The 21,872-nt window shown below is 73.7% G+C and carries 18 protein-coding genes; 9 read left to right on the top strand and 9 right to left on the bottom strand.

All coding sequences use genetic code 11. From position 1 onward, the window contains the following. Positions 1 to 14: 14 nt before the first annotated feature. The 7 genes from AY578_RS31500 to AY578_RS31470 all read right to left on the bottom strand — a co-directional run bounded on the left by AY578_RS31500 (position 15) and on the right by AY578_RS31470 (position 8,797). On the bottom strand, positions 15 to 2,114 hold the full coding sequence (locus AY578_RS31500; RefSeq protein ID WP_136237492.1) for a S9 family peptidase: 2,100 nt from the start codon (positions 2,112 to 2,114) through the stop codon (positions 15 to 17). After that, on the bottom strand, positions 2,111 to 3,895 hold the full coding sequence (locus AY578_RS31495) for an N-acetylglutaminylglutamine amidotransferase (protein WP_137209952.1): 1,785 nt from the start codon (positions 3,893 to 3,895) through the stop codon (positions 2,111 to 2,113). The genes AY578_RS31500 and AY578_RS31495 overlap by 4 nt, the downstream gene beginning before the upstream one ends. A 157-nt stretch (positions 3,896 to 4,052) precedes the next feature. After that, on the bottom strand, positions 4,053 to 5,192 hold the full coding sequence (locus tag AY578_RS31490; RefSeq protein ID WP_258906637.1) for a carboxylate-amine ligase: 1,140 nt from the start codon (positions 5,190 to 5,192) through the stop codon (positions 4,053 to 4,055). Between the two features lie 218 nt (positions 5,193 to 5,410). Then, positions 5,411 to 5,746 carry an STAS domain-containing protein gene (locus AY578_RS31485; protein WP_028961002.1) on the bottom strand — a complete coding sequence of 112 codons (336 nt, stop codon included), beginning with the start codon at positions 5,744 to 5,746 and terminating at the stop codon, positions 5,411 to 5,413. A gap of 46 nt (positions 5,747 to 5,792) precedes the next feature. Beyond that, positions 5,793 to 7,040 (bottom strand): PP2C family protein-serine/threonine phosphatase, encoded by a 1,248-nt coding sequence (locus tag AY578_RS31480; RefSeq protein WP_028961001.1) that lies wholly within the window; start codon positions 7,038 to 7,040, stop codon positions 5,793 to 5,795. Beyond that, entirely contained in the window at positions 7,037 to 7,843 is an 807-nt protein-coding gene (locus AY578_RS31475) for an alpha/beta fold hydrolase (RefSeq protein ID WP_028961000.1), read from the bottom strand. The genes AY578_RS31480 and AY578_RS31475 overlap by 4 nt, the downstream gene beginning before the upstream one ends. A 42-nt stretch (positions 7,844 to 7,885) precedes the next feature. Beyond that, positions 7,886 to 8,797 (bottom strand): NAD(P)-dependent oxidoreductase, encoded by a 912-nt coding sequence (locus tag AY578_RS31470; RefSeq protein WP_019527289.1) that lies wholly within the window; start codon positions 8,795 to 8,797, stop codon positions 7,886 to 7,888. 106 nt (positions 8,798 to 8,903) lie between these two features. Between AY578_RS31470 and AY578_RS31465 the strand changes: the two genes are divergently transcribed. Both AY578_RS31465 and htpG read left to right on the top strand, forming a co-directional pair. Beyond that, entirely contained in the window at positions 8,904 to 9,539 is a 636-nt protein-coding gene (locus AY578_RS31465) for a TetR/AcrR family transcriptional regulator (protein WP_019527288.1), read from the top strand. A gap of 68 nt (positions 9,540 to 9,607) precedes the next feature. Then, positions 9,608 to 11,515, top strand: coding sequence for a molecular chaperone HtpG (htpG, locus tag AY578_RS31460; RefSeq protein WP_028960999.1), 1,908 nt, complete (start codon positions 9,608 to 9,610; stop codon positions 11,513 to 11,515). A gap of 36 nt (positions 11,516 to 11,551) precedes the next feature. Here htpG and AY578_RS31455 read toward each other — a convergent pair whose 3' ends face one another. Next, positions 11,552 to 12,118 carry a DUF2269 family protein gene (locus tag AY578_RS31455; protein WP_028960998.1) on the bottom strand — a complete coding sequence of 189 codons (567 nt, stop codon included), beginning with the start codon at positions 12,116 to 12,118 and terminating at the stop codon, positions 11,552 to 11,554. A 69-nt stretch (positions 12,119 to 12,187) separates the two neighbouring features. Between AY578_RS31455 and AY578_RS31450 the strand changes: the two genes are divergently transcribed. The 5 genes from AY578_RS31450 to AY578_RS31430 all read left to right on the top strand — a co-directional run bounded on the left by AY578_RS31450 (position 12,188) and on the right by AY578_RS31430 (position 19,236). Continuing rightward, positions 12,188 to 13,495, top strand: coding sequence for a cation:proton antiporter (locus AY578_RS31450; RefSeq protein WP_019527285.1), 1,308 nt, complete (start codon positions 12,188 to 12,190; stop codon positions 13,493 to 13,495). Between the two features lie 77 nt (positions 13,496 to 13,572). After that, entirely contained in the window at positions 13,573 to 14,511 is a 939-nt protein-coding gene (locus AY578_RS31445; RefSeq protein WP_136237499.1) for a hypothetical protein, read from the top strand. 169 nt (positions 14,512 to 14,680) lie between these two features. Continuing rightward, positions 14,681 to 16,393: a SpoIIE family protein phosphatase gene (locus AY578_RS31440; RefSeq protein ID WP_136237500.1), complete on the top strand. Its 1,713-nt coding sequence runs from the start codon at positions 14,681 to 14,683 to the stop codon at positions 16,391 to 16,393. A 154-nt stretch (positions 16,394 to 16,547) separates the two neighbouring features. Further along, complete coding sequence (locus tag AY578_RS31435; protein WP_019527282.1) at positions 16,548 to 17,720, top strand: S1 family peptidase; 1,173 nt, start codon at positions 16,548 to 16,550, stop codon at positions 17,718 to 17,720. Between the two features lie 193 nt (positions 17,721 to 17,913). Next, a complete protein-coding gene (locus AY578_RS31430; protein WP_028960997.1) occupies positions 17,914 to 19,236 on the top strand; it encodes a lipase family protein in 1,323 nt (440 codons plus the stop codon). A 205-nt stretch (positions 19,237 to 19,441) separates the two neighbouring features. Here AY578_RS31430 and AY578_RS31425 read toward each other — a convergent pair whose 3' ends face one another. Next, complete coding sequence (locus tag AY578_RS31425) at positions 19,442 to 19,981, bottom strand: snapalysin family zinc-dependent metalloprotease (RefSeq protein ID WP_028960996.1); 540 nt, start codon at positions 19,979 to 19,981, stop codon at positions 19,442 to 19,444. 222 nt (positions 19,982 to 20,203) lie between these two features. On the opposite strand from AY578_RS31425, the gene mgrA reads away from it, so the two are divergent. Next, positions 20,204 to 21,250, top strand: coding sequence for an L-glyceraldehyde 3-phosphate reductase (gene mgrA, locus AY578_RS31420; RefSeq protein ID WP_028960995.1), 1,047 nt, complete (start codon positions 20,204 to 20,206; stop codon positions 21,248 to 21,250). 104 nt (positions 21,251 to 21,354) lie between these two features. Further along, positions 21,355 to 21,834: an MSMEG_6728 family protein gene (locus AY578_RS31415; protein ID WP_136237501.1), complete on the top strand. Its 480-nt coding sequence runs from the start codon at positions 21,355 to 21,357 to the stop codon at positions 21,832 to 21,834. Positions 21,835 to 21,872 lie beyond the last annotated feature (38 nt).

Genomic DNA, 21,872 nt, shown 5'->3' with positions numbered 1-21,872 from the left:
GTACGTCCGACAGGTCAGCCCGCCAGGTGCCGCTCGAGCCACTCACCTGCGGTGCGTCGGAACAGGCGGCGGTTGTCGGCACGGCGGAAATCGTGACCTTCGTCACGTAGCAGGAGCAGCTCCGCCTCAAGACCCCGTTCCCGCGCGGCCCTGATGAACTGCTCGGACTCTCCGGGCGGCACGTTGGTGTCGTGCTCGCCGTGCACGGCCAGGACCGGGACGCGCAGGGAGTCGATCCTGCTCATCGGCGACAGGGCACGCAGCAGGTCGCGGTCTCGTTCCGGATGGCCGTACTTGTGCGCGGCGGACTGCGCGATCCACGGCTCGGTCCCGGCGAAGAAGGTGGTCAGGTCCGACATGCCGCACACGGCGACGCCGGTGCGGAACAGGTCGGGGTGCCACACCAGGGACGCCATGGTGAGGTAGCCGCCGTAGGAGCGGCCCATCACAGCCATCCGCCGGGGGTCGGCGAGGCCCTCCACCATGACGTGCGCCGCGCAGTCCGCGACGTCGTTGATGGCGGAGAAGCGTCCGGCGCCCAGGTCGGCGTCGGTGAAGCTGCGGCCGTGCCCGGAGGAGCCGCGCACATCGGGGGCGAACACGTCCAGGCCCCGGTTGAGCAGCTCCAGGTACAGGGGGTCGAGGACGGGGCGTTCCTGCTCCTCGGGACCGCCGTGCAGATGGAGCACGCAGGGCGCGGGTTCGCCGGGCGAGCGGCCGGGGGCGCGGTAGTACCAGCCGCCGAGCTGGAGGCCGTCCCGGGCGACCGGCCGCACGGGCGTGGGGCGCACCGGGGTGAAACCCGGCGGGAAGGCGTCCTCGTCGCGGGAGGACCAGGGGGTGCGCAGGGGCGCGCCGTGCGGCAGCCACCACACGCCGGGGTGGCGACGCGATCCGGACAGCGCGACGACGGGGGCGTCGGGGTCGGCGGTGGGCGCGATCCGGGTGACGACCTCGTGGGGCAGGTCGACGCGGCGCGCGTCGCCGGCCGAGGGCGGGGGCGCGGCGCCCGTCCCGGTGCCGTGCGGCGGAGCGGACCTGAGCACGAGAAGTTCGAGGTCGCTGACCCCGTGCCGGTTCCACGCCAGCACGGCGCGGCGGCCGTCGTGGCCGAGGGCGAGGAGTTCGAGGCCGCAGTCCTCCCGCTCGGCGACGACGCGGGTGGTGCGCAGTTCGCCGCGCGGGTCCAGGTGGGCGGCGAGCAGGGCCGCGTACTCGCGTCCGGCGTCGCTGCGCAGCCAGACCGTGCCCGCGGACGGGGAGAAGCCGCCGATCCAGGGGTCGCCGTCGGCGACCGGGAAGGCGCAGGTCACGGCGGAGTCCTCGGTGCGCACGACCAGGGCCTCGCGGCGTCCGCGCGGGCCCCGGTAGACGAGGGCGAGGCGGCCGTCGCGGCTGAGGTCGCACACCCGCTGGTTGGCGGCGCCGCGTTCGCTGAACAGCAGGACGGGCGCGGCGGTGCCCTCCGGGTCGACGAGATAGGCGGACAGGGTCCGCTCCTCCAGCTCCCGGTCGGAGGCAGGCCGTACGCCGCCGTCGGCCGCCCCGAGCCGTCCTCCGGCCGGGTCGAGCAGGACGGCCCGGCCGTCGCGGCCCGCCCACTGCGGGGCGTGTTCGGTGCCGGGCGGTACGGACGCCTCCGCGTGGTACCGGTCGGCGTGGCCGGGCGGGACGGACTCGGTGACGGTCACCGCGATCGCGGAGCCGTCGTGCTGCCAGGAGCCGAGCCGCGCGGAGGTGCCGGACTCGCCGCCGGCCAGCAGGTGCCGGCCGGTGCCGTCGGGGCGTACGCACAGCACCCGGGTCAGCTCGCCGCCGCCGGGCGCCGTGGTGTACGCGATCCACCGGCCGTCCGGCGACCAGGCCACCTCCGTGACGGGGTGCGGGTCGGCGTCGAGGCGGTGCGCCTCCGGGCCGTCGACGGGACCGGTCCACAGCTGCGGCACCCCGGCCCGGTCGCAGATGAACGCGACATGCCGGCCGCTCGGGTCGGCGGAGGGGTACCAGCAGCCGTGCACCGCCGGGGGCGGCAGGTCGTACGGCGCCGCGGTGTCGGCCAGGGGGGCGGACTCCGGGGCGTAGAGCGCGCTGCCGGGGTTCCGGGACGCCGTCATCGGATCCCGTGGGTCTGGAGCCAGGTCTCCAGCAGGGCGATCTGCCAGAGGGCGTTGGCCCCGCGCCGGGTGCGGTGGGCGTCGGGCTCGGCAAGCAGCCGCTCCACGTAGTCCTCACGGAAGACGCCGCGATTGCGGGCCTCGGGTGCGGTCATGGTGTCGCGGACCCGCTGGAGGACGGGCCCGGCCATGTGCCGGATCGCCGGGACCGGGAAGTAGCCCTTGGGCCGGTCGACGACCTCGCGCGGCAGGACCCGGCGGCCCGCGGCCTTCAGGACGCCCTTGCCCCCGTCGGCGAGTTTCAGCTCGGGCGGGCAGGCGGCGGCGAGCTCCACCAGTTCGTGGTCGAGGAACGGCACCCGGGCCTCCAGACCCCAGTCCATGGTCATGTTGTCGACCCGCTTGACGGGGTCGTCGATCATCATCACCAGGGTGTCCAGGCGCAGTTGCGCGTCGAGCGCGGTGTCGGCGCCGTCCTGTGCCATGTGCTCGTGGATGAACTCGGCCGAGGTGTCCCGGCCGGGCAGCATCTCCGGCCGCAGCACATGCGCCATGTCGGCGTGGGAGCGGTCGGCGTAGGCGTCGATGTACGCCTGGGCGGCGCGCTCGCGGGGCGCGCCCGCCATCGCCGGGTACCAGTCGTAGCCGGCGAACACCTCGTCGGCGCCCTGCCCGCTCTGCACGACCTTGACCTCCTTGGCGACCTGCTCGGACAGCAGGTGGAAGGCGACCACGTCGTGGCTCATCATGGGCTCGCTCATGGCGCGGACGGCGTCGTCGAGGGCGCCGGCGACCCGGTCGGAGGGCACCATCAGCTGGTGGTGGCGGGTGTCGAAGTGCCGGGCCACCAGGTCCGAGTAGTGGAACTCGTCGCCGTCCTCGTCGCCCTCGGACTCGAAGCCGACGCTGAAGGTCGCCAGGTCCCGCTGCCCCTCGTCGGCCAGCAGCGCGACGATCAGGCTGGAGTCCAGGCCGCCGGAGAGCAGCACGCCCACGGGCACGTCGGCGACCATGCGGCGGCGCACGGCGGTGCGCAGGGCGTCCAGGACGGCGTCGGTCCAGTCGTCGGCGGTGAGGTCCGCGTACGCGGGGCGCCGGGTGTGGAGGGGGTGCCAGTAGCGGCGGTCGTGCTGGGTGCCGTCGGGCTCGACGACGCGCACGGTGGCCGGGGGCAGCTTGCGCACGCCGTTGAGGACGGTGCGGGGCGCGACCACGGTGGCGTGCCAGCTCAGGTACTGGTGCAGGGCGACCGGGTCGAGGGAGGTGTCGACGCCGCCTGCCGCGAGCAGGGCGGGCAGCGAGGAGGCGAACCGCAGGCGCTCCGACGTGGCCGACAGGTAGAGCGGCTTGATGCCGAGCCGGTCGCGGGCGAGGACGACGCGTCCGGTGTCCTGCTCGACGATCACGAAGGCGAACATGCCGTGGAACCGGTCGACGCAGCCGGCGCCCCACTGCTGGTACGCCTTGAGCACGACCTCGGTGTCGGAGTGCGAGAAGAAGCGGTGCCCGAGGGCGTGCAGTTCGTCGCGCAGCTCACGGTAGTTGTAGACGCAGCCGTTGAAGACGCCGGTGAGGCGGGCGCCCGGGTCGGTCATGGGCTGGGCGCCGCACTCCGACAGGTCGATGATCTTCAGCCGGCGGTGGCCGAGGGCGACCGGGCCCTGGGACCACAGGCCGCGTCCGTCCGGGCCGCGCGGTGCGAGCCGGTCGGTCATGCGCTCCACCGCCGCGATGTCGGGCCGTCCGCCGTCGAGCCGTATCTCCCCGCTGAGGCCGCACATCAGTGGTTCCTCCCTTCCCTCGGTTCCCGGTCCCTGGGGGCGGTGTCCTGCTGGGTGACGGCGTGGCTGGTCCTGGACATGGGAAGTTGATCACTCTCCTGGTTCGGGATCGGGTGGCGGGCCCGTCGCCGGACGCGGCGCGGGCCCGTGCGCCGGATCAGCCCGGCGTGCCCGGGGCGGTGACCGGGTGGAGGCGCGAGCGGCCGTTGGCGTGATGGGTGGTGGCGACCTGGGGGCGCGGGCGGCGGGTCCACGGGAGATCGGCCGGGCCGGCAGGCGGCCTCGCGGACCGTGCGGCGCTGCCGGCGGCGAGCGTCTCGTCGAGCAGGTCGCGCACCGTGGCGAAGTCGCCGGACGCCTCCAGGGCCGGGCGCAGCCGGTGCAGCATGCGGCGCAGCACCAGGTGGGCCGGCGCGGCGCGGCGGGTCCACGGGTCGACCAGCGGGCCCTCCAGGCCGGAGCGCGCGGCGCGCCAGCCGGCGGCGCGCAGCCACTCATGGTGGCCGTCGCAGCGCGGGCCGGCGCCGCGCTCCAGGCGGTGGCAGGCGTCGCGCACCAGCGCCCGGAACAGTCCGGCGATCAGCACCACCGTCTCGGCGCGCGGGCAGGCGTCCCCGATCCGCAGCTCGAGCGTGCGCTGGTGGGCGGAGGGGCGGACGTCCTGGTAGAGCATGCCGCTGTCGCTGATGACGCCGGAGCCGATCAGTTCCGCGACGGCGGCGTCGTACTCGGCGGCGTCGCGGTAGCAGCCGGCCGGGCCCGCGGTGGGCCAGCGCTGCCAGAGCATGGTGCGCCAGGAGGCGTAGCCGGTGTCGGAGCCCAGCCAGTACGGGGAGCTGGCGGACAGCGCGAGCAGCGGCGGCAGCCAGGGCGACACCAGGCACATGGCGCGGACCGCGGTGTCGCGGTCGGGCACGTCGGCGTGCACCTGGGCGCTGCAGATGAGCTGCTCGTCGGCGACCCGGCGGTACTCGTCCGCCATCCGCTTGAAGCGGGGGTCGGCGGTGACGTCGCGCGGGGTCACCCGGGCCAGCGGCACGGTGCCGGCGGCGACGACGGCCAGGCCCTCCTGGGCGGCCGCGGCGGCCAGGCGTCGCCGGGTGCCGGACAGGTCGGCGTAGAGCCCGTCGAGCGTGTCGTGGACCTCACTGTTGCTCTCCACCGCGGACTGTTGCAGCTCGCTGCTGAAACCGGTGGTGCCGAGTCTTTCCAACAGGCGTCCGGCCCGTGGCACGAGTCGCCCGCTCTCCGCGTCCAGGACGTGGAATTCTTCCTCTGCTCCGATACGCACCGTCACCGCCGGTTTCCCCTTGCGCTAGTCCTGTGCCGGCCCCGCGGCGGCTCAGGAGCCACCGGCGGCGCTTTCGGCACACCCCGGGTGCCCCGGATGGCGCAAGAGCAATCGAACGGCCCTCGTCAACGGTGTACGGACCGGGACCGGGGGTGCGTGGACCCGGGCGAGGGCGGGCGCGTCACCCGGCAGGGACAGGCGCCTCACCCGGCAGGGGCGGGCGGTCAGGTCGTCGGGAGGCGGTGGCTGTCGCGCAGATCGAAGACCTGGTCGAGGCCGGTGAGGTGCAGCAGCCGGCGCAGCGCCTCGGGGACGGCCACGAGGACCAGTGCGGCGCCCGCCGCGACCACGTGGTTGCGGACGGCGATCAGCGCGGTGATGCCGCTGGAGTCGCAGAAGCCCAGCTCGCCCAGGTCCAGCACGAGCGTCAGCCCGGCGGGGACGACCGCGGCGACAGCGGCCCCGCGCAGGTGGTGGGCGTTGCTGTGGTCGAGGTCGCCGGCCACCTCGAGGAGGGGGCCGGCGGGCGTGCGGGACGAGACGATCGTCAGGGGTTTCATGGGGGTCGCTCTGTTCGTTCCGTGAAACTGGTGCTGGGGAGGAGGATCAGGGGGTGGCGGGGACGCCGATCGCGAGGAGCGCGGTGTCGTCGTCGAGGCCGTCGCCGAAGTCGCGCAGCAGGCCGGTGAAGGCGTCGACGAGCGCGCGGCTGCCCGCGGGGGCGCGCGCGGTGGCGAACTCCAGCAGGGCTTCGTAGCCGTAGAGTTCCCTGCCGGGGCCGACGCGGGCCTCGGTGAGGCCGTCGGTGTAGAGCAGCAGCGTGTCGCCGGGCCGCAGCACGGTGCGCACCTCGACGAACTGCGCCGCGGCGAGGACGCCGACCAGCATGCCGCCCCGGGTGCTCAGGAACTCGGCCGTGCCGTCGGCCCGCAGGACCAGCGCGGGGGGATGGCCGCCGGAGGCGAGCCGGACGGTCAGGGTGTCCCCCACCCGTTCGAAGACGCCGGCCACGGCGGTGCAGTAGCGGGGGTCGTCGCCGGTGTAGCGCGCCATGAGGGCCCGGTTGAGGATGCGCAGGTTGTCCGCCGGGTCGGCGTCCTGGATCATGGCGGCGCGCAGGGTGTAGCGGGTGAGCGAGGTCACGGCCGCGGCCTGGGGGCCCTTGCCGCAGACGTCGCCGAGGAAGAAGGCGGTCCGGGTGTCGTCGAGCTCGAACAGGTCGTAGAAGTCACCGCCGAGCTCCGTCGGGGAGGCCGGGTGGTAGTAGCCGGCCGTCTCCACGCCGGGCAGGTCGGGGAGGGTGGCGGGCAGCAGGCTGCGCTGGAGCACGGCCAGGGCCTCGCGCAGCTGGGCGCGGTCGGCCTCGGCCTGTTCGCGGGCCTCGTCGGCGGCCCGGCGGGCGCGCAGCAGTTCCTGCTCGTAGGAGCGCCGGTCCGTGGCGTCGAAGACGGTGGTGCGGATCAGCAGGGGTTCGCCGTCGGGGCCGCGCTTGAGGGTGGAGGTGACCAGGACCGGCAGCCGGGGTCCGGCGGCGGTGCGCATCTCCAGCGCGACGCCGCCGAGGTGGCCCTGCATGCGCAGCAGCGGGGCGAAGTGCGTCTCGTGGTAGAGCCGGCCGCCGACCGTGAGGAGGTCGCTGAACCGCTTGCGGCCGACGACCTCCTCACGGGACAGGCCGAGCCAGCCCAGGAGGGTGGCGTTGATCTTGGCGATGGTGCCGTCCATCAGGGTGGACAGGTAGCCGCACGGCGCCGACTCGTACAGGTCCTCCGCCGAGTCCTCCAGCAGGGAGCTGAACGCGGGTCGGGCGCCGGGCGTCTCCGCGCCGGGGTCGTCCGCGGCGCCCGGGTTCAACGGACTCCCGGGGAGAGGAAGGCGCTGATCGCCGATGCGGTGGCCTCGGGGGCGCTGAGCTGCGGGCAGTGGCCGACGGCGTCCAGGGTGACCAGTTCGCTGCCGGGCACGGCGGCGTGGACGTACGCGCCGACCTCGCGGGGCGCGATGACGTCCTGCTCGCACTCCAGGATCAGGGTGGGGACGGTCACGGTCTCGAGGTCCTTGCGGCTGTCGGAGAGGAACGTCGTGCGGGCGAAGACCCGGGCGATGTCCGGGTCGGTCGCGCAGAAGCTGTTGGTCAGTTCCTCGCCGAGCTCCGGACGGTCCGGGTTTCCCATGATGACCGGGGCCATGGTCGCCGACCAGCCGAGGTAGTTCGACTCCAGGGACTCGAGCAGTTCCTCGATGTCCTCGGCGGAGAAGCCGCCGCGGTAGCCGTCCTCGTCGATGTAGCGGGGCGAGGGGCACACCATGACGAGGGCGCCGATGCGCTCGGGGGCGGCGGCCGCGGCCAGCACGCCGGTCATGGAGCTCACCGAGTGGCCGACGACGACCGCGTCGCGCAGGTCCAGCTCCTCGCAGACCTCGACCAGGTCGCGGGCGTAGCCGTCGAGGGAGGAGTACCGGTCCTCCTGCCAGGCGGACAGGTCGGAGCGCCCGGCCCCGACGTAGTCGAAGAGCACCAGCGGGTGGTCCTCGGCGAGAAGCGGCTCGACCAGACGCCACATGTTCTGGTCACAGCCGAAGCCGTGCACGAGGACGACAGGACGCCCGGTGGTGGCCCCGGTCACACGGACGTTGTTCCTGCGGAGGATGCTCATCCGCCCATGCTCGCACGCTGGGCCGGTTGGTCGTCGCCTTGCTCAGGCGGGGCCGCCGCCGGGGCCCGCGAGGGGGGCGGGAGCCGCGTCGGTGCGGGCTTCCAGGGCGCGCAGCACGGCCACCATGTCCTCGCCGCCGTGTCCGCCCGCCACGGTCTCCTCGAAGAGGGCGTGGCACACGTCGAGCAGTGGTGAGGCGACCCCCGCCGCGCGGGCGGCCTCGGCGATCAGGCGGTTGTTCTTGAGTACGTCGGTGGCGGCGGCCTGGACCGCGAAGTCCCGGACGAGCAGCTTGGGCGCCTTCATCCGGGACACGGAGCTGGCCATGGGGCCCGCGTCCAGCACGTCGAGGAAGCGGGCGCGGTCGAGGCCGTGCCGGTCGGCGAAGTGGAACGCCTCGGTGAGCCCGGTGACCTGGGTGATCAGGAAGAGGTTGACGGCGAGCTTCATCAGCAGGGCGCCCGGCACGGGCCCGCAGTCGAAGCTCTCCCGGCACATCGGGGCGAGCAGCGGGCGCACCTGGGCGAGGACGGAGTCCTCGCCCGCGAGCATCGCGACGAGCTCGCCCTGCTCGGCGGGGACGCGGGAGCCGGAGACGGGCACCTCGGCGTAGGCGCCACCGGCGGCGCGTACGTCCTTCTCCAGCGCGGCGGAGTACTCGGCGGACGTGGTGCCCATGTGGACGACGGTGCGTCCGGCGACGCGCCCGCCGAAGCCGGGGGTGCCGCGGCCGAGCACGGCGTCGACGGCCGCCTCGTCGGCCAGCATCAGCAGCACGGTGTCCGCCCGCTCGAACACCTCGGCGGGGCTCGCGGCCACGTCGGCCCCGGCGGCGCGCAGGGGCGCGCACCGCTCCGGGGTGCGGTTCCACAGCACGAGCGGGATCCCGGCGCGCGCGAGGTTGAGCGCCATGGGCCGCCCCATGACCCCGAGTCCGACGAAGCCCACCCGCATGCCGCACCACCGCCCTCGCTGTTATGACCGTTGTCATAGTAGCCGCGACTATGACGACCGTCATAGGGTGGATACGCACAAAGCGTGACGAGATGCGGGAGGCCGGATGGCAGGCGCCGAGCGGGGGCCGCGGGAGCGGATGGTGTTCAGCGCCGCCCAGCTGATCCGGCGCGAGGGAGTCGGCGCCACGGGCATGCGCGAGGTGGCCGCCCACGCGGGGGCGCCGCGCGGTTCGCTCCAGCACTACTTCCCCGACGGCAAGGAGCAGCTCGTCAACGAGGCCGTCGGCTGGGCCGGCCGGTACGCCGGGAACCGGGTGGCGCGGTTCCTCGCCGCGCTGCCCGAGCCGACCCCGTCCGGGCTGTTCGCCGAGATGGTCCGCCAGTGGACCGACGAGTACGAGACCGAGGGGTTCGACGGCGGCTGCCCGGTCGCGGCGGCCACGGTGGACTGCGCCCGTACGGCCGACTCCACGCGGGCGGCCGCCGAGGCCGCCTTCACCCGGTGGACGGGCGCGGTGGCCGGCGCCCTGAGGGACATGGGCGTGCCCGAGGAGCGCAGCCGGCCGCTCGCCACGCTGATGATCAGCTCCCTCGAAGGGGCCATCCTGATCGCCCGGGCCGAGCGCAGCGTCCGCGCCCTGACGTCGGCGGCCCGCGAACTCGGCCCCCTGCTGGACGCGGCGGTGACCCGGCCCCTGCCCCTGAAGGGCGGCGGATCGGGCGGATCCGCGGGCAGCTGACGCCGCGTTGACTACAGTGATCGCGCCAGTATCCGGCGTTTCATGGACCAGTGAGGTAATCGCGCACCATGTCGACCGAAACGTTTGAGTTCCAGGTAGAGGCCCGTCAGCTGCTCCAGCTGATGATCCACTCGGTCTACTCGAACAAGGACGTCTTCCTCCGTGAGCTCGTCTCCAACGCCTCGGACGCGCTCGACAAGCTGCGGCTGGCCAAGCTGCGCGACGACACGCTCGACGCCGACGTCTCCGACCTCCACATCGAGCTGGAGACCGACCAGGACGCCCGGACGCTCACCGTGCGGGACAACGGCATCGGCATGTCGTACGACGAGGTCGGCGAGCTGATCGGCACCATCGCCAACTCCGGCACGGCGCAGTTCCTGAAGGAGCTGAAGGAGGCGCAGGACGCCGCCGGGGCGGAGGGGCTGATCGGGCAGTTCGGCGTCGGCTTCTACTCCGGGTTCATGGTCGCCGACGAGGTGACCCTGGTGACCCGCAAGGCCGGCGAGAAGCAGGGCACCCGCTGGTCCTCGCGCGGCGAGGGCACGTACACGCTGGAGCGGGTCGACGACGCGCCGCAGGGCACCTCCGTCGTCCTGCACCTGAAGCCGGCCGACCCGGACAACCAGCTGCACGACTACACGTCGGTGTGGAAGATCAAGGAGATCGTCAAGCGCTACTCGGACTTCATCACCTGGCCGATCCGGCTGGTCGGTGAGAAGAACGGGAAGGGCGACGACGGTGAGGCCGCCGGGCCCGAGACGCTGAACTCGATGAAGGCGCTGTGGGCGCGCCCGCGCGACGAGGTGTCCGAGGACGAGTACCACGAGCTGTACAAGCACATCGGCCACGACTGGCGCGAGCCGCTGGAGACGATCCAGCTGCACGCGGAAGGCACTTTCGAGTACCAGGCCCTGCTGTTCGTCCCGTCGCACGCCCCGCACGACCTGTTCCGGCAGAACATGCGGCACGGTCTCCAGCTGTACGTGAAGCGCGTGTTCATCATGGACGACTGCGAGGCGCTGCTCCCGGCGTACCTGCGGTTCGTGAAGGGCGTGGTGGACGCGCAGGACCTGTCGCTCAACGTGTCCCGCGAGATCCTCCAGCAGGACCGGCACATCCGGATGATGCAGCGCCGGCTCACCAAGAAGGTGCTGTCCTCGGTGAAGAGCGTGATGACCGGGGACCCGGACAAGTACGCCACGTTCTGGCGGGAGTTCGGCGCGGTGCTGAAGGAGGGTCTGGTCACCGACCCCGACAACCGGGACGCGCTGCTGGCGGTGGCGTCGTTCGCCTCCACGCACGAGGACGGCGAGGCGGTCACGCTCAAGCGGTACGTGGAGCGGATGCCGGAGGGCCAGGACGACATCTACTACATCACCGGCGAGTCCCGCGAGACGATCGACAACTCCCCGCACATGGAGGCGTTCCGGGAGCGCGGCATCGAGGTGCTGCTGCTCACCGACCCGGTCGACGAGGTGTGGGTGGACGCCGTCGGCGAGTTCGAGGGCAAGCGGCTGCGGTCCGTCGCCAAGGGCGAGATCGACCTGGACGCGCGCGAGGACGACACGAGCGAGGACGAGCAGAAGCAGCAGGCCGAGGCGTACGCGGGGCTGCTCGGCTGGATGCGGGAGCGGCTGGACGACGACGTCAAGGAGGTGCGCCTGTCGACGCGGCTCACCCGGTCCCCGGCCTGTCTCGTCGCCGACGCGAACGACCTCACTCCGGCGCTGGAGAGCATGTACCGGGCCATGGGCCAGGAGGTGCCGCACAGCAAGCGCATCCTCGAGCTCAACCCGGACCACGCCCTGGTGAAGGGGCTGAACGAGGCGTACACGGAGCGGGAGGACCGCTCGGAGCTCACCGACACCGCCGAGCTGCTGTACACCCTCGCCGTCGTGGCGGAGGGCGGCCGGCCGAAGGACCCGGCGCGGTTCGTGCGGCTGATGGCGGACCGGCTGGAGCGCACGCTGTGAGGTGAGGCGGCTCTCCCGGACGCCGCGGCCCGCCCGTCAGACGCGGGCGGGCTCGGCGGACCTCCCCTTGCGGGCCGCCTCCCGCAGCCGCCTGCCGCGGCGGGTGAGCCCCCAGGGCTTGAGGACCGAGATCACCGTCATGAAGACGTAGGCGGACAGGGACACCACCGGGCCCATCAGGACGTCCTCGCCGTCGGGCAGCGCATGTCCGGCGGACACGGCCGCCACCGCCTCGTTCACACCCGGCCGCAGCGCGAAGGCGGTCGCGGTGGTGGTGGCGAGGGTCAGCCAGAACTTGGTCCACACCCAGCGGTGCCGGGCAAGACCCCAGGGCGTGCCCAGGGCCAGGACCAGCCCGCTGACAAGGGTCAGCAGGGCGATCGGCAGCAGCAGCCAGTCGGCGAACAGCTGCATGGACCGTACGGCCGCCTCCAGCGTGGCGGCCGAGCCGGTGGTGTTCGCGGACAGGCCGAGGGCGAGCAGCCCGGCGGAGAGCCCCAGCCAGCCGGCGGAGGCGACGACATGGACGACGAGGAGCGCCCGGCGTGCGGGACGTTGGAGTTTCACGCCGTCCACGGTGCCGTGCCCGCCCGGCCGGGACATCCCACGGCGGGAGTAACCGCGCGTACCGACACGGGCGTACGTCACGGGAGGCCGGGGCACGAGTGAGCGGTGACCACAGCAGACTTCCTCTTCGCCCTTCTCGGCGCGGTCGCCCTGGGCGCGGCCGTGCTGCCGCGCCTGCTGGCCCGCAGGCCGCTGTCGCTGCCCCTGGTGTTCCTGGCGCTCGGCGCCGCCGTCCAGGTGCTGCCCCTCCCGCTGCCCGAGATCGATCCGGTGGCGGACGGGGTGTGGGTGGAGCACCTCGCGGAGATCTGCGTGGTGCTCTCGCTCATGGGCGCGGGCCTCGCTCTGAACCGGCCCTTCGGCCGCGTGAGCTGGCAGGGCGTGTGGCGTCAGCTGGGCATCACGATGCCGCTGACCATAGCCGCCGTGGCCGCCCTGTCCTGGGGTCTGCTGGGCTGGCCGGCGGCCGCCGCGCTGCTGCTGGCGGGGGTGCTCGCGCCGACCGACCCGGTGCTCGCCTCCGAGGTGCGCGTCGGTGAGCCGACGGACGCGGAGCACGACGAGGACGAGGTCCGCTTCACCCTGACCGGTGAGGCGGGGCTGAACGACGGGCTCGCGTTCCCGTTCGTGGCCGCCGCGATGGCCCTGGCCGCCGCGGGCGGGAACCTCACAGATGGCGGCGTCGGCCACTGGCTGCTGGTGGACGTGCTCTACAAGTGCACGGCGGGCGTGGCCGCGGGCCTGGCCGTCGGGGCGCTGCTGGGCCGGCTGTTCTTCCGGGCCCGGTGGCAGGCGATGCGGCTGTCGGAGCACAGCGAGGGGTTCGTCGCCCTCGCCGCGACGTTCCTCGCGTACGGGGTGACGGAACTGGTGCACGGCTACGGCTTCCTGGCGGTGTTCGTCACCGCCTGCCGGATCCGCGCGGCGGAACGGACCAACGGCTACCACGGGGTGCTGCACGACTTCGTGGAGCAGCTCGAGCGGCTGCTGACGGCGGTGCTGCTGTTCCTGGTGGGCGCGTTCGTCGCCCAGGGCGGGCTCGCCCCGCTGAGCTGGCAGGGGGCGGCGGTGGCGGTGCTCCTGCTGCTCGTCGTCCGCCCGCTGGCCGGGTGGGTGGCCCAGTTCGGCGCGGCGGCGGGCCCGCGCGAGCGGGTGGTCACCGCGTTCTTCGGCATCCGCGGCATCGGCTCGCTGTTCTACCTGGCGTACGCGCTGGCCTCGCACGACTTCGGGGTGCCGCCCGAGGTGCTGTGGGCGGTGGTGACGTTCACCGTGGTCGCCTCGGTGGTGCTGCACGGGGTGAGCGCCACGCCCGTGATCTCCCGTCTGGACCGGCTGCGGCTGCTCCGCGCCAGGGCGAACGGCGCCGGGCCGGATCCCGACGACCACGAGGTGGCGGGCGAGCGCCTGTGAACGCCCTGGTCACGAACGTCCGACAGGCGGTCCGTCCCGATGTGCGGGGGCGCCGGGTTCGGTGTTTCGTGGAGATCATGCGGCGCGAGGACGGGCGGCCCGGCCCCGAGGACGACGTCGAGGCGGTCCTCGACGAGCTGTACGCGCTGCCGCCGTCGGAGTTCGTCGCCCGGCGGGAGGAGCACGCCGCGCGGGCCCGCACCCGGCGCCGCGCCCAGGACGCCCGCCGTATCCACGCCGCCCGCCGTCCCACCCTCGCCGGGTGGGCCGCGAACCTGCTGCGGCGGTCGCGGCCCGAGGAGGCGGAGCGGTTCCTGGAGCTGGGGCGGGCGCTGCGGGAGGCGTACGCGACGCTGGACCCGAGCGGTCTGAAGGAGCTGTCGGCGCAGCGTCGTCGCATCGTCTCCGAGATGTCGCGGCAGGCGGCGGCGCTGGCGCGGGAGGCGGGGCATCCGCTGTCGGACGCGGTGCAGCGGGACGTCGAGACGACGCTGCGGGCTGTGCTCGCCGACCCGGAGGCCGCCGCGGTGTGGGAGGCGGGCCGGGTGGAGGGTGTGCTCACCCCGCCCTCGGAGTTCGGCGCGGACGCGGTCGCCGCCGCACCTCCCCGCCGCGATCCCTCCCGCGCCAGGAAGCCGCGTACGGACACGACGCCGGCACGGAAGAAGAAGGACGAGGAGGCCGAGCGGCGGCGCGCCGAGCGGGAGGAACGCGCCGCCCGGGCCCGGGAGGAGGCTCGGGCCGCGCAGGCGCGGCTGCGCGAGCGGCGCACGGCACGCGAGGAGTCCGCGGCGGCACTGGAACGGGCGGAGGAGCTGGAGCGGGAGGCCGGGGAGCGGGTGGCCGCCCTGGAGGAACAGCTCACGCGGGCCCGTACGGAACAGGAGCGGGCGGACGCGGAGCTCGCCGAGGCGCGGGAGCACGACCAAGCCGCGGCGGAGGAGCTGAAGGGGGCCGAGCGCGAGGCGGATGCCGCCGCGCGCCGGGCCGAACGGGCGGAGGGGGACGGCGCGTGACAGGGCAGTGGCAGCACGGCGGGGAGGGACAGGCGCGGCGCTCCGGGTACCCGGGGGCCGCAGCCGCCCGCGGGGACGCCCGGGCGGAGGCGCCCGGACGGAGCGGAACTCGGGAGGTGCGTCACGTGACGGAGCGGGGACGGGCCACCCGCCGGACGGGGGCCGCCGGATGACGTACGACGACACGCCGGACGCCGCGGACGGCGCGGAACGGGCTGTGCCGGCGTCGCTGAGCTCGCTGCTGGCGTCCCTGGACACCGGCGCGTACGTGGTGGACGCGACGGGCGCGGTCGTGGCGGTGAACGCGCGGGCCGAGAAGCTGCTCGGGCGCCCGGCCAGGGAGTTCCGCGGCCGGGACGCGCACGAGCTGCTGCACCGCAGCCGGTACGGCGCCACCCTGCCGCGCGCCCAGTGCGGGATGCGGCAGGCCTACATGGCGGGCCGGACCGTGCAGTCGGAGGAGGAGTGGTTCGAGCGCGGCGACGGGTCCCTCATGCGGGTGTCCTGGCTGGTCACTCCGTGCCGCACGGACGACGGGACGGTCCGCACGCTGGTGCTGTTCCACGCGCCGCACGACCCGGAGGAGACCCGCACCCCCGGCGACCGGTTCGGCAGCCCGCTGCCCGAGCTGGAGCGGCTGGCGCTGCTGGCGGAGACCACCACCCAGCTGACCGCCACGCTGGACGTCGAGCAGGCGCTGCGCAGGCTGGTGCGGCTGGTCGTGCCGCAGCTGGCCGACTGGGCGGTCGTCGACCTGGCCGCCGAGCGCGGCCGGGTGCGCCGGTCGACCGTGGTCCACGCCGAGGGCGGCGACCTGGTGCGGCGCGACGACCTCGAAGGCCCCCTCTCCCCCGTCCCGGAGGACTCGCTGCTGCCGCTGGCGCGGGCGCTGCGCGGGGTCTCCCCCGCGCTGGACGCGCCCTCCCCGCGGCTCGCGGCGGACTCCCCGCTCGGGGCGGAGCAGGCCCGCCTGTTCGCGGAGTCCGGCATCCACTCGGCGGCCGTGGCGCCGATCCGCGGGGTGCGGGAGGTACTGGGCGCCCTGACCCTGGGGCGTGCCGGGCGGGCGGAGGCGTTCACCGCGGACGACCTGCCGCTGCTGGAGGACATCTGCCGGCGGGCGGGGCTGGCGCTGGACAACGCCCGGCTCTACGAACGGCAGCGCACGGTCGCCGAGACCATGCAGCGCCATCTGCTGCCGCAGCTCCCGCACGTGCCCGGCCTGGAGATGTACGCGCGGTACCTGGCCGCCCCGGACGCCTCGCAGGTGGGCGGTGACTGGTACGACGCGTTCGTGCTGCCGGACGGGGCGACCGCGCTGGCCGTCGGGGACGTCGTCGGGCACGACCTGGACGCGGCGGCGGGCATGGCTCAGCTGCGCAACGTGCTGCGGGCGTACGCGTGGAGCCAGGAGGAGCCGCCCAGCGTCATCGTGTCGCAGCTCGACCGGGCGGCCGTGCACATCACCGACGTCACCATGGCGACCCTGGTGTTCGCCCGTCTGTCCCGGGAGGACGACGGGCGGTGGACGCTGGAGTGGACCAACGCGGGACACCCTCCCCCGCTGCTGGTCACACGGGACGGCGAGGCGCGGTTCCTCGACGGCGGACACGGCATGCTGCTCGGCACCGCCCTGGAGCGGCCGCGTCCCGACGGGAAGACCGAAGTGCCGCCTGGGGCGACGCTGTTGTTCTACACGGACGGTCTGATCGAGGAGCCGAGCCGGTCCCTGGACGAGGGCCTGGAGCTGCTGCGCACGCACGCGGCGGCGCTGGCGGAGCACCCGCCGGCCCGGTTCACCGACCTGGTGCTCGAGCGCGCCCGCCCGGCCGGGAACGACGACGACGTCGCCCTCCTCACCGTGCGCGTGCCCGTGCAGTAGGGCCCCTGGAGCGGGCTTTCGGCCGCACGGCCGGAAACTTGGCATAGACCTGCCATGATCAAGTCGCTAGGCTTCGCCCCGACTCGTTAGAGAGCGCTCTCAGACGTGTGTGTTCCACCCCCACCTCTGCTGGAACGACGAAGGGCGACCTTCCATGAGACGACGCACCGGACTCACGCACGCGGCCGTGGCCGCGGCGCTGCTGATCGGCAGCTGGGCGGCGGCCGGCACCCTCCCCGCCTCGGCGCAGGAGGTCCCCGCCTCCGCCGCGGCCGACGCCTCCGCACCCGCCTCCCCCGCACTGCTCGACGCGATGCGACGCGACCTGGGCCTGACCCGCGCCGAGGCGGAGGCCCGGCTGGCCGCCGAGCAGCGGGCCACCGCGCTGCTCCCCACGGCGCGCAAGACCGCCGGATCCGCCTACGGGGGCTCCTGGTTCGACGCCCGGAGCGGAGAACTGACCGTCGCCGTCACCCCGGACGCCGACGCCACGACCGTCCGCACCCTGCGCGAGTCCGGTGCCGCCGTGCGCACCGTCGAGCACACCGAACGGCAGCTGAACAGCGCCAAGTCCAGCCTCGACCGCCTCGACGCCCCGGCGGGCGTGGCCAGTTGGGCCGTGGACCCGGCCGCCAACACGGTCGTGGTGAACGTGGTCGAGGACGCGCGGACCGACAACGATGTCCGCGCCTTCGTGAGGAAGGCGCGCGCGGCCGGTCCGGTGACGGTGCGGACGGTGGCGGACGCGCCGTCCACGTTCGCCGCGGGCACGGTCGGCGGCGACCCGTACTACACGGGCAACGTCCGCTGCTCCATAGGCTTCTCGGTGCACGGCGGCTTCGTCACCGCCGGGCACTGCGGAGGCGCCGGCCAGCAGGTGCGCGGCTGGGACGGCTCGTACATCGGCAACTTCCAGGGCTCCTCGTTCCCGGACAACGACTACGCCTGGGTGAACGTGGGCAGCGGCTGGTGGACCGTGCCGGTGGTGCTCGGCTGGGGCACCGTCTCCGACCAGCTGGTGCGCGGCTCGGCCGAGGCCCCGGTCGGCGCCTCGATCTGCCGCTCGGGCTCGACCACCCACTGGCACTGCGGCACCGTGCTGGCGAAGAACGAGACCGTGAACTACGCCCAGGGCGCGGTGCACCAGATGACGAAGACCAGCGTGTGCGCCGAGGGCGGCGACTCGGGCGGCTCGTTCATCAGCGGCGACCAGGCGCAGGGCGTCACCTCCGGCGGCTGGGGCAACTGCTCCAGTGGGGGTGAGACCTGGTTCCAGCCGGTCAACGAGATCCTCAACCGCTACGGGCTGACGCTGCACACGGCCTGACGGCTCTCCCCCTCCGCACACCGGCGGGCCCTGCCGAACTCCTGGGCGGGGCCCGCTTCTCGCGCTGTCCGGAGTGGTCCGGTCCATCGTTCACAAGAGTTACCCGTCCGTAACTTACTCGTGGGTTACCGGCGGTAAGTGAACGCTGTTAGTTTTCGGGTTCATCTTCTGCAGCCGCAGCAAGGAGAGAGCCGTGAGCCGTATCAGCAGCGTGCTGACCACCGTCGTCGCGACGACGGCCTGTGTGTGCGCGTCCGCGTCGCCCGCCGCGGCGGCCGACCCCGTCGTGTCGCGGGGCGTCACCATCCCCGCCTTCTACACCCCGCCCGCCGAACTCCCGTCGGGCAACGGCAAGCTGATCCGCCATGAGCCCCTGCGCCTCGGGCTGAGCCTGCCCGGCCTGAACGGCCGGCGCCTGCCGGGCACGGCCACCCGCCTGATGTACACGTCCACGGACACCAACGGGGAGCCGGTGGCCGTCACCGGCGCCTACATCGAGCCGTCCGCCGACTGGAAGGGGTCCGGACCGCGCCCCCTGGTGGTCGTCGGCTCCGGCACCATGGGCCAGGGCGACCAGTGCGCGCCCTCCCTCGCCCTGGAGAACCCGCTGACCCTCACCGGCCAGACGGTGTCCTTCGGTTACGAGACCCTCGCCGTCTACCGGCTGCTGGCCACCGGCGCGGCGGTCGTCGTCACCGACTACGTCGGCCTCGGCGCCACCGACCGGCTGCACACCTACGTCAACCGCGTCGACGAGGGCCACGCCATGCTGGACGCGGCCCGCGCGGCCCGCTCCGTGCCCGGCGCGTCCGTCACCGCCGCCTCCCGGGTGGGGATGTACGGCTACAGCCAGGGCGGCGGGGCCAGCGCCGCCGCGGCCGAGCTCCACAGCACGTACGCGCCCGAGATCCCGCTGGCCGGCACCTACAGCGGCGCGCCGCCCGCCGACCTGACGGAGGTGACGAAGGGCATCGACGGCAGCGCGCTGGCCGGCGCTCTCGGCTGGTCCATCAACGGGTTCGCACAGACCGCGCCGGCGCTGCGGGACGTCGTCGAGGCGAACCTGAACGACGCCGGACGCAAGGCGCTGAAGGACATCTCCACCACCTGCGTGGGCGACGCGATCCTGGGTTACGGCTTCACGAAGAGCACCAAGTGGACGAAGAGCGGGAAGTCCGTCGGCGAGATCATCGCCGGAGAGCCCGCCGCCCAGGCCGTCCTGGACGACCAGCGTCTCGGCCGGCTGAAGCCCACCGGGCCGGTCCGCCTGGCGACGGGCACGAAGGACGACATCGTGCCGCACGCGCAGGCGCGGCAACTGGCCGTGGACTGGTGCGACAAGGGCGCCGACGTCACCTACAAGGCGGTCAGGCTGCCGAACCTGGGCGACAAGCTGCTCACCAACCATCTGGTGCCCCTGCTGACCGACCAGGGCGACGCGGTGGAGTGGCTGACCGACCGGCTCAAGGGCAAGGCGACGAGCTCCAACTGCCGGACCATGCCCGTCCAGCCGTGAGCACACGGGAATGACATGAGCCCCGCACCGCGACCGCGGGACGGGGCTCATGAACTGGAGCGCCGGGCAGGCCTTGCACCTGCATCTCCCCGCAGGAAGCGAGGCGTCTTTCCTTGGACCACCAACGCACGGCCGGGCGGCGGGGTTTCGTCCTCGCCGTGACCTGAGAAAACCATAGCGGAGATCGGCTCAGTCGTCACATCGGTCACATGAACAGCCCGGCCGGGGCCCGTTCGAACTTCTCCTCGACCTCCGCCCGCTCGGCCGCGTTCGGCAGGGTGGACCTGCAGGACGGCCCGGCGCTGGCGCCGGACATCAGTTCGGAGCACGGTCCCGGCTTACGGTCCGGCAGGCCCAGGACGTGCCCCAGTTCGTGGGCGGCTATACGGACGGTGGAGTGACCCTCCGCCACCGCCGCCCGGCCGAAGTAGACGGTGCCGCCGCCCAGGCCGCCGGGCACCGTGCGCGGCCAGCCGTCGACCACGACGATGCGGATGTCCGCGGCTTCCCCCGCCGCGGCGGGCCGCAGTTCCACCGCGTCAAGGCTGTCGTTCCAGATCGCCGCTCCCCGGTCCACCGCGGACGCGAACTCCCCCGCCCGTCCGGTGTCGTAGGTCAGCACCCGGGTCTCCCCCGAAGGCGCCGCCGAGTCGGCCGTCCTGACCGCCACGGCCTGTCCGCCCACCACGGGGCTCGACAGGACGAACACGGCGGCCACGGCGCCGGCGAGCGTACGGATCCGCATGGTCGACCTCCTGTGGGGGGAACAGCGGCGGTCGAAGTGCCGCTTTCGAGCGGCTTCCCGCCGCCCGGCCGGTCAATCACCGGACCCCGGCGATTCAGAAGTCCCGCTGCTCAATCCCATGCGACGTACCGGTTGGACTTCCGGATCACTCGGGGGCACTGTGGGCCCAGGATCAACACCGTCCCACGGGACACCCCGTTCGCACCACCGGAGACCGCACCGATGAACCACCACCTCGCCGCCCCCGACCGCTACGACGGCACCATGCGCTACCGGCGCACCGGGCGCTCGGGGCTCGACCTGCCCCTGCTGTCGCTCGGCTACTGGCACAACTTCGGTGACGACCGGTCCTTCGAGAGCCAGCGGGCCATCGCGCTGCGCGCCTTCGACCTGGGCATCACCCACCACGACCTGGCCAACAACTACGGCCCGCCCTACGGCTCCGCCGAGATCAACTTCGGCCGGCTGATGAAGCAGGACCTGGCGCCGTACCGGGACGAGATGATCATCTCCACCAAGGCCGGCTGGGACATGTGGCCCGGCCCCTACGGCCAGGGCGGCGGCTCCCGGAAGTACCTGCTGGCGTCGCTGGACCAGTCCCTGAAGCGGATGGGTCTGGAGTACGTGGACATCTTCTACTCGCACCGGCTGGACGCCACCACGCCGCTCGAGGAGACCATGGGCGCCCTGGACACCGCGGTCCGCCAGGGCAAGGCGCTCTACGTCGGCATCTCCTCGTACGACGCCGAGCGCAGCCGTCAGGCGGCGGAGATCCTGCGCGACCTGGGCACCCCGCTGCTGATCCACCAGCCGTCGTACAACATGCTGAACCGCTGGATCGAGACGGACGGCCTGCTGGACGTGGCCGACGAGGAGGGCTTCGGCGTCATCGGGTTCACCGCCCTTGCGCAGGGGCTGCTCACCGGGCGCTACCTGAACGGCGTGCCCGAGGACTCGCGGGCCGCGGCGGGCACCTCGTTCGACGCGGGCTGGCTGACGGACGACATGCTGCGCAGGCTGCGGGCGCTCAACGACATCGCGGCCCGGCGCGGGCAGACCCTGGCGCAGATGGCGCTGGCCTGGGCGCTGCGCGACCCGCGGGTGACGTCGCTGGTCATCGGCGCCTCCCGCACCGAGCAGCTGGAGCAGAACGTGGCCGCGCTGGAGAACCTGGACTTCACCGCCGAGGAGCTGGCCGAGATCGACTCGTACGCCACGGACGGCGGCGTGGACCTGTGGCGGGACGCCCGCCTCGGCGCGCTGGGCTGACCCCCGGTGCCGGGCGGGCGAGGTGTGTCCCGCCCGGTTCTGGGAACCGAGGTGCTGCAGACCGCTCGACCCGCTTGGTCCCCCCACCTCCCCGGACGGCCCCCGTGCAGACCTTCCTCCCCTACCCCGATTTCTGCGCATCCGCGCTGGTCCTGGACCGGAAGCGGCTCGGCAAGCAGCGGGTGGAGGCGCTCCAGGTGCTGCGCGGGCTGATCGTGCCGGGCTACGGCTGGCGCCGTCATCCCGCCGTGCGCATGTGGAGGGGGTACGAGGAGGCGCTGGTGCGGTACGGCCTGGACGTCTGCCGGGTGTGGCGCGAGCGGGGCCACCAGGACAGCTGCGCGGCCACCCTGGTCGCCGACCTGGCGACGGTACGGCCCGGGGAGCCGGTGCGGAGCCAGGAGGAGCTGGCTCAGGCCGGTGAGCTGCCGCCGTGGCTGGGCGACGAGGCCGTGCACCGCAGCCACCGCTCCGCGCTGGTGCGCAAGGACCCGGAGGCGTACCGGGAGCTGTTCCCCGACGAGCCGGACGACCTGCCGTACGTCTGGCCCTCCTCCGACCGCGACCCGGAGGCGGCGGCCTGAGCCCCGGCGCTCCCCTGTGGGGCGCACCGGGGCTTCAC

It is taken from the genome of Streptomyces thermocarboxydus, assembly GCF_024760485.1.
Taxonomy (GTDB): domain Bacteria; phylum Actinomycetota; class Actinomycetes; order Streptomycetales; family Streptomycetaceae; genus Streptomyces; species Streptomyces cellulosae.
This window is presented reverse-complemented; position numbering and strand designations above follow the sequence as displayed.